Origin of the sequence: Streptomyces sp. SLBN-118 (assembly GCF_006715635.1) — a bacterium.
Classification (GTDB): Bacteria; Actinomycetota; Actinomycetes; order Streptomycetales; family Streptomycetaceae; genus Streptomyces.
The window spans coordinates 1,014,264-1,028,549 of record NZ_VFNP01000002.1 but is presented as its reverse complement, the minus strand read 5'-3'; the positions used below and the strand labels follow the sequence as shown (position 1 = coordinate 1,028,549).

The following is a 14,286-nucleotide window of genomic DNA, read 5'->3' as shown; positions in this document are numbered from 1 at the left end:
ACTTATGGCGCGGAGGGCGCCTTCGGCCTGCTCTGGGTCAGAGCCGCGCCCGCCAGGACGATCAGCGCGCCGACCGGCGTGTTCCAGCCGAGCTGCTCGCCCAGTACCGCGACTCCCGCAGCTGTCGCGATGACCGGAATGAAGTACGTGACCATCTGCGCGGTCGTGGGGCCGACCTCCGCCACCAGGCCGTATTGGAGGAGCAGCGCGAAGCCCGTTCCCAGGGCGCCGAGCGCGATCACCGCCAGCAGCGGGAGCAGCGGGAAGGACGTCGGCAGCGTGGTGAACAGCGGCGTCACAACAGCTAGTTGAACAGTCGCGAGCAATAGCTGGGCACCGGTCAGCGAGAGGTTGGAATGGCTGCTGCCGGCCAGTGTGCGGCGGACATAGATCCAGCCGATCGGATAGCTCAGCGAGGCGAGCAGCGCCATCGCCGTGCCGCCGAGGTCGAGCCCCGAAAAGCCCTGCCAGGCACCGAGCACCGTCAGCACGCCGAGGAAGCCGATGCCCAGCCCGGCGACCCGGCGGCGGGTGGGCCGGTCCTCGAAGAGAGCAACCATCGACAGAGCCATGCCCCACAGCGGCGAGGTGGCGTTGCAGATCCCGGCAAGCGTCGAGGGGATCGTCAGCTCGGAGTAGGCGAAGAGTGAGAACGGCAGCGCATTGAGCAGGAAGGCGGCCACGGCCAGGTGCATCCAGGTGCGGATTCCGCGCGGCAGTCGGTCCCGCCGGACCGTCATCGCGACGGCCAGCACCGCCGTACCGAACAAAAGCCGGCCGAACGTCACTTGAAAGGGGGCGTACGCGCCGGTGCCGACCTTGATGAGGAGGAAGCTGAAGCCCCAGACGGTGGAGAGCACCGCGAACCGGATGCGCCAGTCGAGGCCGCGGCGGCGTGCGGAGCCGGTCGGGGTGAGGGTGGGTGCCGAAGAGGTTCTGGAGGGGACAGCGGTGCTCATGGCGTCAACGATCGCGTCCCCGATCTCGTAGGACAAGCGAGAATTATTTGCCGCCTTCGCTTAGTATTGCTTACATGTTGAATCTGGAGCGCCTGCGGACACTGGACGCGCTGGCCCGTCACGGCTCGGTCAGCGCAGCGGCCGACGGACTGCATGTGACGACCTCGGCCGTCTCCCAGCAGATGGCGAAGCTGGAGCGGGAGGTGGGTCAGCAGCTGCTGGCGAAGAACGGGCGCGGAGTCCGTCTCACGGACGCCGGCCAGCTGCTCGCCGGCCATGCCGCCCGCATCCTGTCCCAAGTCGAACTCGCCCAGTCCGACATCGAGGCACAGCGCGGACAGGTCGTCGGTGAGGTGCGGATCGGGGCGTTTCCGACGGCCGCCCGCGGCCTCTTCCCGGCCGCCTTGACCTCACTGCGCTCGGCCCATCCCGAACTGCGCGTGCGCTCACGCGAGGTGGAGCCCGAACAGGGGATCAGGGAGGTGGTCAGGGGCGACCTCGACCTCGCCGTCGTTCTCGACTGGAGCAACAAACGACTGCCCATGCCCGGCGGGCTCGCCCAGGCCCATCTGCTCGACGACATCCCCGATGTCGCCATGCCCGCGGATCATCCGCTGGCGGACCGGACCGAGGTGGATCTGGAGGAGTTCGCGAAGGACGACTGGGTGTCGTGGCCGGAAGGCGAATTCTGTTACGAGTGGCTGATGTTCACGCTGCGCTCGAAGGGCTTCGAGCCACGGATCGCGCACATGGCGGAGGAGCACCACACGCAGCTGGCACTCATCGAGGCAGGGCTGGGGGTGTGCGTGACGCCCAGGCTGGGGCGCGGCTGGGTGCCGGAGGGTGTGCGGCTGGTACCGGTACGGCAGCGGATGCTCAGGCACATCTACGCGTTGTGGCGGACGGACGCCGACCGTCGGCCGTCGATCAGGGCGGTGGTCGCGGCGCTGCGCGAAGCCGCCGGCAGGGAAGGCACGAAGGGCTCGGCGGCCTGACAGCAGCGCGTCTTACTGCGGCCTGACAGTAGCTGCGTCCGGAAAGACCCTGGCTGCGAGTTCGTCGGCCACAGCGTCTGCGACCGCTCAGAGGCCCGACAGCTTTCTGAAGTCCCACGACGCGATCGCATCAGGAGTCAGCCGCAGCCAGGCATGCCTGCCGTCGTGCGGCATCTGGTCGATGCCGAAGTTCTTCCGCGCGAACAGGCTTTCCGGTACGTCCAGTTCGGGGCACGGCTCACCGGTGCGCGGTGCCTCGCCGACGAAGACGGCTGTACCGGAGAGCTCGACGCCGCGCAGCTCCCCGTACTCCTCGCCGTCGTCGATCACGACCGCGATCCGCGGGTCGGCCCGCAGCTCGGCCCATCGGCGGCTGCGGGTGATGGAGTACAGCCACAGTGAAGTCCCGTCCCAGGCGAACCACAGGGCGCTGACATGCGGTCGGCCGTCCGCGGACACGGTGGCCACCCTGCAGGTGCGTTGCCCGGCCAGGAACTCGTCCAGTTCGGCGGGCGTCATCATGATGCGACGGCCCCGGCGTTGTGTGACGGCCATGCGCGGTCCCTCCTCCTGGCTGACCCATGTAATTGACTGAGTGTCAGAAATCATGAGGGCTCTTCCGTCATCGCGCAATGGCGGTTACCGTCGCGCGCCCAGCGCTTCGATGCTCCGAGTGGAGAGGGGACGTCGTGCCGTCCGTCGAACAGCTCCTGGAACAGCTCGACCCGGCCACCACCGTGCTTCTCACCGTCGAGTGCCAGCAAGGTGTCGTCGGGAAGGACAGCGCGCTGCCCGAACTCGCCGCGCAGGCCGACTCGTCCGGCGCGCTCCACAAGGTCGCCCGGTTGGTCGCCGGGGCTCATGAGACGGGCGTGCAGGTGCTCCACGCGGTCGCCGAGCGGCGTCCCGACGGGCGCGGCGCCAACCACAACGCCCGGCTGTTCCGCGCCGCCGCCCGGCTGCCCGTCCAACAGCTCTCCGGTACGACGGCCGTCCGGATCGCACCGCCGATTCGGGTCGCGGACGAGGATCTCGTCGTACGGCGGCTGCACGGCCTGTCACCCATCGCGGGCACGGACGTCGACGCGCTGCTGCGCAATCTCGGCTGCCGCACGCTTGTCGTCACCGGGGTCTCGGCGAATGTCGCCATCCCCAACGCCGTCTTCGACGCGGTCAACCACGGCTACACGGCGGTGGTTCCGCAGGACGCCATCGCGGGGGTGCCGGCCGAGTACACCCCCGCGATGGTCCGCAACACTCTGGCGCTGGTCGCCACCATCACCACGACCGACGATGTCCTGTCCTGCTGGAAACGGCTCCGCCGGCCTACGCCAGCTTGATCGAGCCCCCGTCGACAGAGATCGACGCCGGAGCCAGCGGCGAGGTGGCGGGCCCCTTCGTGACACTGCCGTCCGCCGCGCTGAACTGGCTTCCGTGACACGGGCAGTTGATGATGCCGTTCGAAACCTGCTTCACCGCGCAGCCCTGGTGGGTGCACTTGGACGAGAACGCCTTGAATTCTCCCGGCTTCGGCTGGGTGACGACCACATCGCCGATGACCTTGCCCCCGCCCTCTGGGATGTCGGTGATCTTGGCGAGTTCCTTGCCGCCGCCCCCAGTCCCACCGGCCGACTGGTCACCCCCTTGCCCGCCTGTCGCCTTGTCGGCGCCTGCCCCGCCCGCCGGCTTGTCGGCCACCGACGTGCTGCCGTCGTCCGAGCTGCCGCACGCGGTCAACGCGGCGGCGAGACCGGCCCCGCCCACCGCGGCGACTACGGTGCGACGCGTCATGTTCCGCGCAGAACCCTGCGATCCGGTCATGGTGGCTCCCTCTCAACGGTCCCTGTCCGGCCCCCGCACAGCGGCCGGTTCTTGATGGGGTACGAGTGGGCGGCGCGACACGTTCAGATGCTCGTGGAATTCAAGGATTTCTGCAGAAAGGCCGTCTCGAACAGCATCAGGTTGCTCGCCTGGTCCTCCTCTGTGACCAGATGGGTGGCTCCCGAGAGCGGCAGAACCGTATGCGGGCGTCCGGCCGCGAGCAGCGCCGACGAGAAGCGCAGCATGTGCGCGAGGACCAACCCTGCTCGGCGAACCACTGCGAGACGGCCGGCCACCATCCGCACTCGTGCATCACCAGCTGGATGCCCGCAGCGGAGTACGGGCTGAGGAGCACCGGGAGCTTTCCCGAGCGGCCATGGGGCATCGTTGGCATGTTCGCGCAGGCCATGACAAGCGAAATTACGAGCGATCACCGGCCCGCCCCGAAGTACTGTGGGGCAATGCTCTCCGAAGTCACAGCGACCCGCTACGTCACGCCGCTGCGTGAGGGCGGTTCGCTCCCGGGCATCGTCGAGGCGGACGATCTCGGCACGTACGTCATGAAATTCACCGGAGCGGGACAGGGCCGCAAGACTCTGGTCGCCGAAGTCATCTGCGGACAGCTCGGCAGGCGGCTCGGTCTGCGGGTGCCCGAGCTGGTCTCCATCCAGCTGGACCCCGTCATCGGTCTGGGCGAGCCCGATCAGGAGGTCCAGGAGCTGCTGAAGGCGAGCGGCGGGCTCAACCTCGGGATGGACTTCCTGCCCGGTTCGCTCGGCTTCGACCCGCTCGCGTACGAGGTGGACGCGGCCGAGGCCGGCAAGGTCGTCTGGTTCGACGCTCTGATCAACAACGTCGACCGCTCCTGGCGCAACCCCAACATGCTGGTGTGGCACGGCGACCTGTGGCTGATCGACCATGGAGCCACCATGATCTGGCACCACAACTGGCCGGGCGCCGCGGCCTCCGCGGCCAAGCCCTACGACGCCTCCGACCATGCTCTCGCGCCCTTCGAGCCGGACATCGACGCGGCCGCCGCCGAACTCGCGCCGCTGGTCACAGAGGAGCTGCTGAGCGAGGTCGCCGCCGACGTCCCGGACGAATGGCTGGTCGACGAGCCGGGTTTCGGGACCACGGACGCGCTGCGCAGGGCCTATGTCGAGGCGCTGCTGCCCCGTGCCGCGACCATCCATGAGCGGATCTCGTTGAGCGCGCCTTCCAAACCCCGGCCCTCGCAGGCGCCCGGATGGCTGACCGAGCATCTGACCCTCTGGCCGCACCCGACCAAGAGCACGAGGGAAGCGGGCCAGTGAGCGAACGCGATGTCTTCGAGTACGCGCTGCTGCGCGTGGTGCCGCGGGTCGAGCGCGGTGAGTGTTTCAACGCCGGTGTGGTGGTCTACTGCCGCGCCAAGTCCTTCGTCGCCGCCCGTACCTATCTCGACGAGGACAAACTCAAGGCCCTCGACCCGCGTGCCGATGTGACGGGGGTACGCGCCGCTCTGCGGGCTGTCGAGGGCGTCTGCCGGGGCGGCGAGGACGCAGGCCAGGCGGCGCGCGACGACGCGGGACGCCGCTTCCGCTGGCTGATCGCGCCGCGCTCCACCGTCGTACAGCCGGGCCCCGTGCACACCGGACTCACCTCCGATCCGCGCGCCGAGGTGCAGCGGCTGCTCGACCTGCTCGTCCGGTGAGCGATCCGGCGCGTGACGGGGCGCACCCGATGGGCCGTTGACACCGGGTGCCAGGGCTTCTAGCGTCTCGTCTGCTGAAGGTACTAAGCGGTCGCTCATCCGTGGGACGTGGGACGTACCGGGTGAGCCGCATCCAAGGGCGAGGAGAACCAGCATGTCCACCACCGAGCAGCGTGTCGCCGTAGTGACCGGCGCAGCGCGCGGCATTGGCGCAGCCACCGCGGTACGGCTGGCGGCCGAGGGCCGCGCCGTAGCCGTACTCGATCTCGACGAGGCGGCCTGCAAGGACACCGTCGAGAAGATCACCGCGGCCGGCGGCAAGGCCCTCGCCGTGGGCTGCGACGTCTCCGACGGCACCCAGGTGGAGGCCGCCGTCGCGCGCGTCGCCGCCGAGCTCGGCGCGCCGACGATCCTCGTCAACAACGCGGGCGTGCTCCGCGACAATCTGCTCTTCAAGATGAGCGAGTCCGACTGGGACACCGTGATGAACGTGCACCTCAAGGGCGCGTTCCTGATGGCCAAGGCCTGCCAGAAGCACATGGTGGACGCCGGATTCGGCCGTATCGTCTCGCTGTCCTCCAGCTCGGCGCTCGGCAACCGCGGCCAGGCCAACTACTCAGCCGTCAAGGCCGGTCTGCAGGGCTTCACCAAGACCCTCGCCAAGGAACTCGGCAAGTTCGGCATCACCGCCAACGCCGTCGCCCCCGGCTTCATCGTCACCGAGATGACGGCGCAGACGGCCGCCCGCGTCGGCATGGGCTTCGAGGAGTTCCAGGCCGCTGCCGCCACCCAGATCCCGGTCGCGCGCGTCGGATTCCCCGAGGACATCGCCAACGCAATCGCCTTCTTCACGGGCGACGAGGCCGGCTTTGTCTCCGGCCAGGTCATGTACGTGGCCGGCGGACCGCTCAATTGAACCGGGAGACGACTGACATGACCGCAGAAGTGCAGGACAGCGGAAAGGTCGCACTGATCACCGGTGCGAGCCGCGGCATCGGCTACGGCGTCGCCGAGGCGCTCGTCGCCCGCGGTGACCGAGTGTGCATCACCGGCCGTGGTGAGGACGCGCTCAAGGAGGCCGTGGAGAGGCTGGGCGCCGACCGGGTGATTGCCGTGGCGGGCAAGGCCCACGACGAGGCACACCAGGCGGCAGCCGTGGAGCGCGCCATGGAGGCCTTCGGGCGCGTCGACTTCCTGATCAACAACGCCGGCACGAACCCGGTCTACTCGCCGATGGCCGATCTCGACCTGAATGTGGCACGCAAGGTGTACGAGACCAATGTGATCTCGGCGCTCGGCTTCGCCCAGCAGACCTGGAGGGCATGGCAGAAGGAGAACGGCGGTGCGATCGTGAACATCGCCTCCGTCGCCGGTCTCGCTCCTTCGCCCTTCATCGGTTCCTACGGCATGAGCAAGGCGGCGATGATCAACCTGACCCTGCAGCTGGCGCACGAGTTCGCGCCGGGTGTCCGGGTCAACGCGATCGCACCGGCAGTGGTCAAGACCAAGTTCGCCCAAGCCCTGTACGAGGGCAGGGAGGAAGAGGCGGCCGCGGCGTACCCACTCGCGCGCCTCGGTATGCCGCAGGACATCGGTGGAGCGGCGGCTTTTTTGACTTCTGACCAATCGGACTGGATCACGGGGCAGACGCTGGTCGTCGACGGGGGTATCTTCCTCAATGCCGGAGTGCACTGAGCACCCCGGGGCTTTTGTTCCTGAATGTGTGAAGTGCCCTGCCGGGCCCATCGGATTGACCCGGCAGGGCGCTGCGGTATGGTCGGCCGACCCATGGCTGAACGAGGAGCGTGCACGTGTTCTACCGGACCTGCCTGCAGGCCGCTGCAGCCCTAGCGTCCATATCTCTGCTGGCCGGATGCAGCCTGTTTTCGGGTGAGAGCACCGAGCGCGAGCAGAAGATTACGGTCGGTACGATGAGTGAGCCCACCACCCTCGATCCGGCCGCAGCCTGGGACGGCTCATGGGAATTGCTGAGTAATGTCTTCCAGACGCTGGTGAGCTTCCCGGCCGGCAGCGCGGCGCCGCAGCCCGACGCCGCGAAGTCCTGCCGCTTCGCCGATGCCAGCAACAAGCTCTTCGAGTGCGAGCTCAAGCCTGGCCTCACCTTCTCCAACGGCGACAAGCTCGACGCCGCGGCGGTCAAGTACTCCATCGACCGGATCCAGAAGATCGATGTGCAGGGTGGCCCCAACGGTCTGCTCGGCTCTCTCGACAAGGTCGAGATCGCCGGGGACCGCATCGTGAAGTTCAAACTCAAGACCGCGGACGCCACGTTCCCCTTCATCCTGGCCACGCCCGCCATGTCCGTCGTCCCGCCCAATGAGTACCCGGCGGACAAGCTCCGCGAGGACGGCGGGCTGACCGGTTCGGGGCCGTATGTCCTGAGCTCCTATGAGAAGGGCGACCGGGCCGAGCTGACCAAGAACTCCAAGTACGAAGGGTTCGCGAAGCTCAAGAACGACTCCGTCACCATCCGCTACTTCCAGGACTCCGACGTCATGGTCGGCGAGCTCAAGAAGAAGAAGATCGACGCGATCTACCGCGGTCTGACCGCGCAGGAGGTCGTCAAGTTCCAGTCGAAGCAGCCGGAGTACGACGGCCTCCAGCTCGTCGAGACGGTCGGCGCCGACATCCGCTACCTGGTCTTCAACTCCAAGGACCCCATGGCGGGCAAGCTGGCCGTGCGCCGAGCGATCGCCCAGGTCGTCGACCGCGGCGCGCTGGTCGCCAAGGTCTACCAGGGCACGGCCGAGCCGCTGTACTCCATGGTCCCCAAGGGCATTTCCGGCCACACGACCGAGTTCTTCGACCGCTATGGCGAGCCGGACGTGGAGAAGGCACGGACCATTCTCAGGGACGCCGGTATCACCAAGCCGGTGTCGCTGAGGTTCGGGTACTCCTCCGACCGTTACGGCTCCGCCTCCAAGGCCGAGTTCGAGGAGCTCAAGCGGCAGCTCAACGCCACCGGCCTGTTCAAGGTCACGGTGGAGGGCAAGCTGGAGAAGGACTTCAGGAAGGCGTACCAGGCCGGCGAGTACCCCGTCTTCGGACGCGGTTGGTTCCCCGACTTCCCGGACCCGGACAACTTCGTGGCGCCGTTCGTCGGCAAGAACAACGCGCTCAGCATGCCGTACGAGAGCCCCGAGATCACCGATCAGCTGCTGCCCGCGTCCCGGCGCGAGAGCGACCGCGGTGCGGTCACCAAGCAGTTCGAGCGGGCACAGGAGATCTTCGGCGACGACGTTCGGCTGCTGCCGCTGTGGCAGGGCAAGATGTACGTCGCCTCCAGCGAGGAGATCGGCGGCGGCGAACTCGCGATCAACCCGCAGACGTTCATGCAGATGTGGCAGCTGTACCGCAAGGCCAGCTGGTAGACCCCGTTGTCAGTGGCCCCCGGTAGGTTCTGTGGTCGAGAACTGGTCCCATTCCGGAGGTTGTTGACGTGACCGACACCGACATGCTGCCCGAGTCCTGGCGCGGCGTCCTCGGCGAAGAGCTGCAGAAGCCCTACTTCAAGGAGCTCACCGAGTTCGTCGAGGAGGAGCGGGCCAAGGGGCCGGTCTATCCGCCGCGCGAGGAGGTCTTCGCCGCCCTCGACGCGACACCGTACGAACGCGTCAAGGTCCTGGTTCTCGGCCAGGACCCGTACCACGGAGAGGGGCAGGGGCACGGCCTCTGCTTCTCCGTGCGGCCGGGGGTGAAGACCCCGCCCTCCCTGCGGAACATCTACAAGGAGATGCAGGCCGAGCTGGGCCACCCCATTCCGGACAACGGCTATCTGATGCCGTGGGCCGCGCAGGGTGTCCTGCTGCTCAACGCCGTGCTGACGGTGCGGGCAGGCGAGCCCAACTCCCACAAGGGCAAGGGGTGGGAGAAGGTGACCGACAAGGTGATCAGTGCCGTGGCCTCGCGGCCCGATCCCGCGGTGTTCGTGCTCTGGGGTGCCTATGCGCAGAAGAAGCTGCCGCTGATCGACGAGACGCGCCATGTGGTGGTGAAGGGAGCCCACCCCTCGCCCCTGTCAGCGAAGAAGTTCTTCGGCTCGCACCCCTTCACCAAGATCAACGAGGCGGTCGCCGCCCAGGGGCACGAGCCCATCGACTGGCGGATCCCGAACCTCGGCTGAGCGTTCGCGCACCCGGCTGACAGGCTCGGGCCCGTGCCCGAGCCTGTGCCGCATTGTCACCGGCGGCGGCTAGCGTCGTGATCCGTGGATCGTCGCATTTCACGCAATCGCCGCATGGACGTGGGAGGCCGCAGTGATGGAGCAGCAGGAGGCGTCGGAGGACGCCGTCATGACCCGGATCGGGCAGGCGATCATGCTGCTGCACGGCGGAGACCGCGAGGAGGCTCGCAATCGCTTCGGCGCCCTCTGGTCGGAGATCGGCGATGCCGGGGACGCGTTGCACCGCTGCACCCTTGCGCACTACATGGCGGACACACAGGAAGATCCCGGTGACGAGCTCGCCTGGGATCTGCGGGCGCTGGCCGCGGCGGAGGGGCTGAGCGAGGAGCGGCTGGCCCGGCACGAGGCGGCGCTCGCGGTGAAGGCTTTCTACCCCTCGCTCCACCTCAACCTCGCCGCCGACTATGTGAAGCTCCAACGCCCCGAGGCCGCACGGGTCCATCTCGACCGGGCTCGCGCGGCGACGGACGCCCTGGGGGACGACGGATACGGAAACGGCGTCAGGGCCGCGATCGAGCGGCTTGAGGGGCGGCTGCGGGGGGAGTGAGCTGGGGTCTGTCGTTCGGATCTTGCCGGGTTCGCGTGCCCTGGTGCGCACCCCCGCCGCGTCGTCGTCAGTCGCCGACGCTCCGCGTCGGCCATTCCTCCGCCTCGCGATCGCACGCACCGCGGTGACATCAGCCGCTCCGCGGCGGGCCGCTCACTGAGCCGGCCTGATCCAAACGACACCCTAGTCCCCGTACACCTCCCGGCAGATCCGGGCTTCGGGGCTGCCGGGGCGCCAGTGGCCGTAGTCCTGGCTCAGCTCGCAGACGTTCGGGGGGACGACGGTCGGCACCGGTGCGACAGGCCGCGCGGGCGTTCCCGGGCGCGCGGGTCTTCCGCGCGGCAGGGCGGGCCCCTCCGCGTGGTCCGGCTTCGGCGGCAGGGGGCCTTGCCCCCGCGCGGCGTCGTCGGCGCGAGCGGCCGGCGGCGTGGTCTTCTCGGCCGACGGGGGCGCAAGGGCCTCTCGTGCCGGTTCCTGCGCGATCTGCGGCTCCACGACCTGCGCCGGGAGGCCGCTCCCCGGCGGTGGTGAGGGTGGCGGTGCGGGCGGGGGCTCAACGGTCACGCATCCGGTCAGCACGACGCAGCCGGACAGGGCGAAGGCGGCCATCCCGGCCAGGACGGTTGTTCTCGTTCGGTGCACGGGGTCAACTCTGCTGTGCGCGCCGCGCGTTCACCGGCGTACGAGCAGACAATGGTCCACACGGGTGACGGCGGGCAGCCGGCCCGCGGAGCCGGACCGGATGCTGTGCGACGACGTTCACCACATCATCGGCCGGCCTCCCTCTTTCCGCCGCGGGCGGACCGCGCTCATCGGTGACGCCGCCCATGCCAAGGCGACCGGCGGCCGCCGCAGCGCACGTATGCTGCCGGAGCACACGACGTACGCGTAGGACAACCGGCACAGCGCCAAGGGAGGCCCCTGTGAAGGTCGGCTGCATCGGGCTCGGCGACATCGCGCAGAAGGCCTATCTGCCCGTGCTCACCACCCTCCCCGGGGTCGAACTGCATCTGCAGACCCGGACCCCCGCCACCCTCGCGCGGATCGCAGCGGCCCACCACATCCCCGCCGAGCGCTGCCACACCGACCTCGGTTCGCTGCTCGCCCAGGGCATGGACGCCGCCTTCGTCCACGCACCGACCGCCGTGCACACCGAGATCGTGACGAGGCTGCTGGAAGCGGGTGTGGCGACGTATGTCGACAAGCCGCTCGCATACGAACTGGCCGAGTCCGAGCGGCTGGTGACCCTCGGTGAAGAGCGTGAAACCAGTCTGGCCGTCGGGTTCAACCGCCGTCTTGCGCCCGGCTACGCCCAGTGCCTGGAGCACCCGCGCGAGCTGATCCTGATGCAGAAGAACCGCGTCGGTCTCGCCGAGGATCCTCGCACCCTCGTTCTCGACGACTTCATCCATGTCGTCGACACCCTGCGCTTCCTGGCACCCGGACCGGTCGACCGCACCGATGTACGGGCCCGGATCGTCGACGGGCTGATGCACCATGTCGTACTGCTGCTGTCCGGCGACGGGTTCACCGCCATCGGGACGATGAACCGCATGAGCGGCTCCACCGAGGAGATCCTCGAGGTGTCGGGCCAGGACACCAAGCGCGAGGTCCGCAATCTCGCGGACGTCGTCGACCACAAGGGGCAGCCGAGCGTACGACGGCGGGGCGACTGGGTGCCGGTGGCCCGCCAGCGCGGTATCGAGCAGTCCGTGCTGGCCTTCATCGACGCCGTACGCGCCGGGAAGTTCCTCAGCGCCCAGGACGCGCTTCGGACTCATGAGCTGTGTGAACAGGTGGTGCTGCGGGCTCTGGAGCAGGCCTCCTGAGCGAGCGCACACCCTCGGCGGCACAGAGCGCGGCGAGGACCGCCAGCGCTCCGTAGAGCGGCCAGTCGCCGAACCTCACGAACGGGGTGGTGCCGCGGGCCAGCGGGACGTCGTAGACGGCGGCGGTGCTGCTGTCCGTACCGAGCAGGCGGCCGACCCGGCTGCCGTCGGGTCCGTACACCGCGCTGACGCCGGTGAGGGTGGCGTGCACCATCGGCCGGCCGCTCTCGGCAGCCCGCAGGGCCGCCAGCGAGGCATGCTGCTCGGGCGCCCAACTGCCCTGGAACGACGAGGTCGACGACTGCGCGATCAGCAGCTGCGCGCCGTCCCGGGTCAGCGTCCTGCTCATGTCGGGGAACGCCGACTCGAAGCAGACCAGCGGCCCCAGACGCAGTCCGCCCCTGCCCTCGCCGGGCAGCACCATCACCACAGGGCGGCCGCCGCGCAGCCGGTCCTCGCCAGCAGCCCTGCCCACCGAGGTCGCCCAGCCGAGCAGCCCGCGCGCCGGTATGTACTCACCGAAGGGGACAAGCCGCATCTTGTCGTAGCGGTCCCCGGTCGGACCCTGCGGGCCCACCAGGACCGAGCTCTTGAAGATCCCCGCCCGGCCGTCGGCGTCCTCGCTCCGGGCGTCCACATTGACCAGGAGCTCCGCGCCGACAGTGCGCGAGAGCACCGCCGTACGGGCCGCCAGATCGGGGCGTTCACGCAGATCCGCGCCGACGCTGCTCTCACCCCAGACCACCAGATCGATGTCCTGTCCGGCCAGTTGGCGGGTCAGCTCCTCACTGCGTGCGAAGCGCCGCTCCACGCTGTCGACACCGTCGACGACGCCCGGCTGCACGACCGCGACACGGGCATGCCCCGACGGCTCCGGCTGCGGCAGCCAGATCCACACCGCGGTCGTGGTGAGCGCACACAGGACCCCGCCGCCCACCGCGGCAGTCCGGGCGCGAGGCACCGCGATCAGCACCGTCACGGCGGTGTTCACCGCCACCACGAGCAGGCTCACCAGCCAGACGCCACCCACTGACGCCAGCCGCAGAGCGGGGGAGACCTGCCACTGGCTCGCCCCCAGCAACCCCCAGGGTCCGCCCAACCCCTCCCACGAGCGGACCAGTTCGATCATCAGCCAGCCCGAAGGCACCACCGCCACAGCCGAGGCAGCCCGCGCACGCCTCCGCCTGCCGGAGAGCAGCGACCACACCAGCCACCCCCAGGGCGCCCAGAGCAGCCCGAGCAGCGCCGCGATCAGCACGATGAAGACATGCAGGCTCGGGATCAGCCAGTGATGCACGGCGATCATGAAGCCGATGCCGCCCAGCCAGCCCTCGACCGCCGCCCGACGGCCCGTCGGCGCGCCCCGGACCAGCAGCATCCACGGCACCAGCGAGACATACGCGAACCACCACAGCGAGGGTTCGGGAAAGGCCAGCGCGGGCAGCGCACCGGCGGCCACCGCGGCGACGGCACGCCCGCGCGACGACACAGCGAACTGCCGCGCGCGAGCCCAGCCGGGCCGGCCGACCGGAATCCGCATACTGCGCCTCCTCGTCCGGCTCGCAGTGACCGCGAGCGGTGTCATCTCCAGTGTGCGCGTGCGGGACCTGCAAGAACAGTGGGCCCTGGGCGCCAGGGGGCAGACGGGACTTTGACGACACCGCCTTGGAGGCGTCAGGCGCCGCCAAGCGCTTCCGGAGCACGCCGCCACTTCTCGTGGATCACCACCGTGTGCAGCCGCCAGCCGGCGTCCGTACGCAGCAGGCCGAAGGTGTAACGCCCGCCGGAGACGAAGTCGTCCCCCGACTCCAGACGCATCGGGTTCACATAGTCGGCCTGCACCTCGGCACGGTCGCCCGGGTAGCCGCCCAGGTCCTGAATGTGCAGCCGCCGGTTGACGATGAGATGCTGGCGTACCGGGAACAGACGCATCGCCTCCGCCATCCAGTCGGCGACTTCGGCGGCCGGCCCCTCGATGCCGCCCGAGCTGCGGTAGTCCGCGCGCCCTTCGCGGGCGAACAGCGCCCGGTAGGCGTGCCAGTCGGAATCGTCCACCGCCACCGCATAACTGGTGATCAGTTCGTCGATGGCCAGCCGGTCCATCACCGTCGCGAGATCCACGCGCTGCGTCATCGGGTCAGTTTCGGGCAGAGAAGGCTCAAGGCCAAGAGCTGTGCACACCGGTCACCCGCTCTTCACCCGCTCTTGTTCGGCAAACGGTCGATCTCCGTGCCTTCC

Annotated in this window: 18 protein-coding genes; 11 read left to right on the top strand and 7 right to left on the bottom strand. The window is 69.0% G+C overall.

Features of this window, described 5'->3' with window-relative positions; genetic code table 11:
- Window positions 1-2: 2 nt before the first annotated feature.
- Entirely contained in the window at window positions 3-959 is a 957-nt protein-coding gene (locus FBY35_RS23250; RefSeq protein ID WP_399208705.1) for a DMT family transporter, read from the bottom strand.
- A gap of 74 nt (window positions 960-1,033) precedes the next feature.
- Between FBY35_RS23250 and FBY35_RS23245 the strand changes: the two genes are divergently transcribed.
- Window positions 1,034-1,954, top strand: coding sequence for a LysR family transcriptional regulator (locus FBY35_RS23245; protein ID WP_142215929.1), 921 nt, complete (start codon window positions 1,034-1,036; stop codon window positions 1,952-1,954).
- 87 nt (window positions 1,955-2,041) lie between these two features.
- Here the strand turns inward: FBY35_RS23245 and FBY35_RS23240 are convergent, their stop codons facing one another.
- Entirely contained in the window at window positions 2,042-2,509 is a 468-nt protein-coding gene (locus FBY35_RS23240) for a pyridoxamine 5'-phosphate oxidase family protein (RefSeq protein ID WP_142215928.1), read from the bottom strand.
- Window positions 2,510-2,643: 134 nt separating this feature from the next.
- On the opposite strand from FBY35_RS23240, the gene FBY35_RS23235 reads away from it, so the two are divergent.
- Window positions 2,644-3,294 carry a cysteine hydrolase gene (locus FBY35_RS23235; RefSeq protein WP_186357041.1) on the top strand — a complete coding sequence of 217 codons (651 nt, stop codon included), beginning with the start codon at window positions 2,644-2,646 and terminating at the stop codon, window positions 3,292-3,294.
- On the opposite strand, the gene FBY35_RS23230 is transcribed toward FBY35_RS23235, so the two are convergent.
- Together FBY35_RS23230 and FBY35_RS23225 are read right to left on the bottom strand one after the other, a co-directional pair.
- Complete coding sequence (locus FBY35_RS23230) at window positions 3,281-3,775, bottom strand: Rieske (2Fe-2S) protein (RefSeq protein ID WP_142215926.1); 495 nt, start codon at window positions 3,773-3,775, stop codon at window positions 3,281-3,283. The two genes, FBY35_RS23235 and FBY35_RS23230, sit on opposite strands and share 14 nt — an antisense overlap.
- An 83-nt stretch (window positions 3,776-3,858) precedes the next feature.
- Window positions 3,859-4,020 (bottom strand): hypothetical protein, encoded by a 162-nt coding sequence (locus tag FBY35_RS23225; RefSeq protein WP_186357040.1) that lies wholly within the window; start codon window positions 4,018-4,020, stop codon window positions 3,859-3,861.
- Between the two features lie 216 nt (window positions 4,021-4,236).
- On the opposite strand from FBY35_RS23225, the gene FBY35_RS23220 reads away from it, so the two are divergent.
- The 7 genes from FBY35_RS23220 to FBY35_RS23190 all read left to right on the top strand — a co-directional run bounded on the left by FBY35_RS23220 (window position 4,237) and on the right by FBY35_RS23190 (window position 10,219).
- Window positions 4,237-5,088 (top strand): HipA family kinase, encoded by an 852-nt coding sequence (locus FBY35_RS23220; protein WP_142215924.1) that lies wholly within the window; start codon window positions 4,237-4,239, stop codon window positions 5,086-5,088.
- Window positions 5,085-5,468, top strand: coding sequence for a DUF3037 domain-containing protein (locus FBY35_RS23215; protein WP_142215923.1), 384 nt, complete (start codon window positions 5,085-5,087; stop codon window positions 5,466-5,468). Before FBY35_RS23220 ends, FBY35_RS23215 begins: the two co-directional genes overlap by 4 nt.
- Before the next feature lie 154 nt (window positions 5,469-5,622).
- On the top strand, window positions 5,623-6,384 hold the full coding sequence (gene fabG, locus FBY35_RS23210; RefSeq protein WP_142215922.1) for a 3-oxoacyl-ACP reductase FabG: 762 nt from the start codon (window positions 5,623-5,625) through the stop codon (window positions 6,382-6,384).
- A gap of 17 nt (window positions 6,385-6,401) precedes the next feature.
- On the top strand, window positions 6,402-7,163 hold the full coding sequence (locus FBY35_RS23205) for an SDR family oxidoreductase (RefSeq protein ID WP_142215921.1): 762 nt from the start codon (window positions 6,402-6,404) through the stop codon (window positions 7,161-7,163).
- A gap of 116 nt (window positions 7,164-7,279) precedes the next feature.
- Window positions 7,280-8,860 carry an ABC transporter substrate-binding protein gene (locus FBY35_RS23200; protein WP_142215920.1) on the top strand — a complete coding sequence of 527 codons (1,581 nt, stop codon included), beginning with the start codon at window positions 7,280-7,282 and terminating at the stop codon, window positions 8,858-8,860.
- 68 nt (window positions 8,861-8,928) lie between these two features.
- Window positions 8,929-9,612, top strand: coding sequence for a uracil-DNA glycosylase (locus FBY35_RS23195; RefSeq protein WP_142215919.1), 684 nt, complete (start codon window positions 8,929-8,931; stop codon window positions 9,610-9,612).
- 133 nt (window positions 9,613-9,745) lie between these two features.
- The gene (locus tag FBY35_RS23190; RefSeq protein ID WP_142215918.1) at window positions 9,746-10,219 is read left to right on the top strand and encodes a hypothetical protein; all 474 of its coding nucleotides are present in this window, start codon (window positions 9,746-9,748) and stop codon (window positions 10,217-10,219) included.
- A gap of 183 nt (window positions 10,220-10,402) precedes the next feature.
- Here FBY35_RS23190 and FBY35_RS23185 read toward each other — a convergent pair whose 3' ends face one another.
- Complete coding sequence (locus tag FBY35_RS23185) at window positions 10,403-10,861, bottom strand: hypothetical protein (protein WP_260848795.1); 459 nt, start codon at window positions 10,859-10,861, stop codon at window positions 10,403-10,405.
- A gap of 64 nt (window positions 10,862-10,925) precedes the next feature.
- Between FBY35_RS23185 and FBY35_RS23180 the strand changes: the two genes are divergently transcribed.
- Both FBY35_RS23180 and FBY35_RS23175 read left to right on the top strand, forming a co-directional pair.
- Window positions 10,926-11,111, top strand: a complete 186-nt coding sequence (locus tag FBY35_RS23180; protein WP_142215917.1) for a hypothetical protein — start codon at window positions 10,926-10,928, stop codon at window positions 11,109-11,111.
- A gap of 31 nt (window positions 11,112-11,142) precedes the next feature.
- Window positions 11,143-12,048 carry a Gfo/Idh/MocA family protein gene (locus tag FBY35_RS23175; protein WP_142215916.1) on the top strand — a complete coding sequence of 302 codons (906 nt, stop codon included), beginning with the start codon at window positions 11,143-11,145 and terminating at the stop codon, window positions 12,046-12,048.
- On the opposite strand, the gene lnt is transcribed toward FBY35_RS23175, so the two are convergent.
- Window positions 11,972-13,588, bottom strand: coding sequence for an apolipoprotein N-acyltransferase (gene lnt / locus FBY35_RS23170; RefSeq protein WP_142215915.1), 1,617 nt, complete (start codon window positions 13,586-13,588; stop codon window positions 11,972-11,974). The genes FBY35_RS23175 and lnt overlap by 77 nt on opposite strands.
- A gap of 134 nt (window positions 13,589-13,722) precedes the next feature.
- Complete coding sequence (locus tag FBY35_RS23165; RefSeq protein WP_186357039.1) at window positions 13,723-14,181, bottom strand: nuclear transport factor 2 family protein; 459 nt, start codon at window positions 14,179-14,181, stop codon at window positions 13,723-13,725.
- Window positions 14,182-14,286 lie beyond the last annotated feature (105 nt).

Excerpts from the sequence above, each read along its gene's own strand:
- fabG (WP_142215922.1), top strand. The coding sequence starts at position 5,623 with ATGTCCACCACCGAGCAGCGTGTCGCCGTAGTGACCGGCGCAGCGCGC.
- FBY35_RS23245 (WP_142215929.1), top strand. The coding sequence starts at position 1,034 with ATGTTGAATCTGGAGCGCCTGCGGACACTGGACGCGCTGGCCCGTCAC.
- FBY35_RS23250 (WP_399208705.1), bottom strand. The coding sequence starts at position 959 with ATGAGCACCGCTGTCCCCTCCAGAACCTCTTCGGCACCCACCCTCACC.
- FBY35_RS23240 (WP_142215928.1), bottom strand. The coding sequence starts at position 2,509 with ATGGCCGTCACACAACGCCGGGGCCGTCGCATCATGATGACGCCCGCC.
- FBY35_RS23220 (WP_142215924.1), top strand. The coding sequence starts at position 4,237 with ATGCTCTCCGAAGTCACAGCGACCCGCTACGTCACGCCGCTGCGTGAG.
- FBY35_RS23230 (WP_142215926.1), bottom strand. The coding sequence starts at position 3,775 with ATGACCGGATCGCAGGGTTCTGCGCGGAACATGACGCGTCGCACCGTA.
- FBY35_RS23225 (WP_186357040.1), bottom strand. The coding sequence starts at position 4,020 with ATGCTGCGCTTCTCGTCGGCGCTGCTCGCGGCCGGACGCCCGCATACG.
- FBY35_RS23165 (WP_186357039.1), bottom strand. The coding sequence starts at position 14,181 with ATGACGCAGCGCGTGGATCTCGCGACGGTGATGGACCGGCTGGCCATC.
- lnt (WP_142215915.1), bottom strand. The coding sequence starts at position 13,588 with ATGCGGATTCCGGTCGGCCGGCCCGGCTGGGCTCGCGCGCGGCAGTTC.
- FBY35_RS23205 (WP_142215921.1), top strand. The coding sequence starts at position 6,402 with ATGACCGCAGAAGTGCAGGACAGCGGAAAGGTCGCACTGATCACCGGT.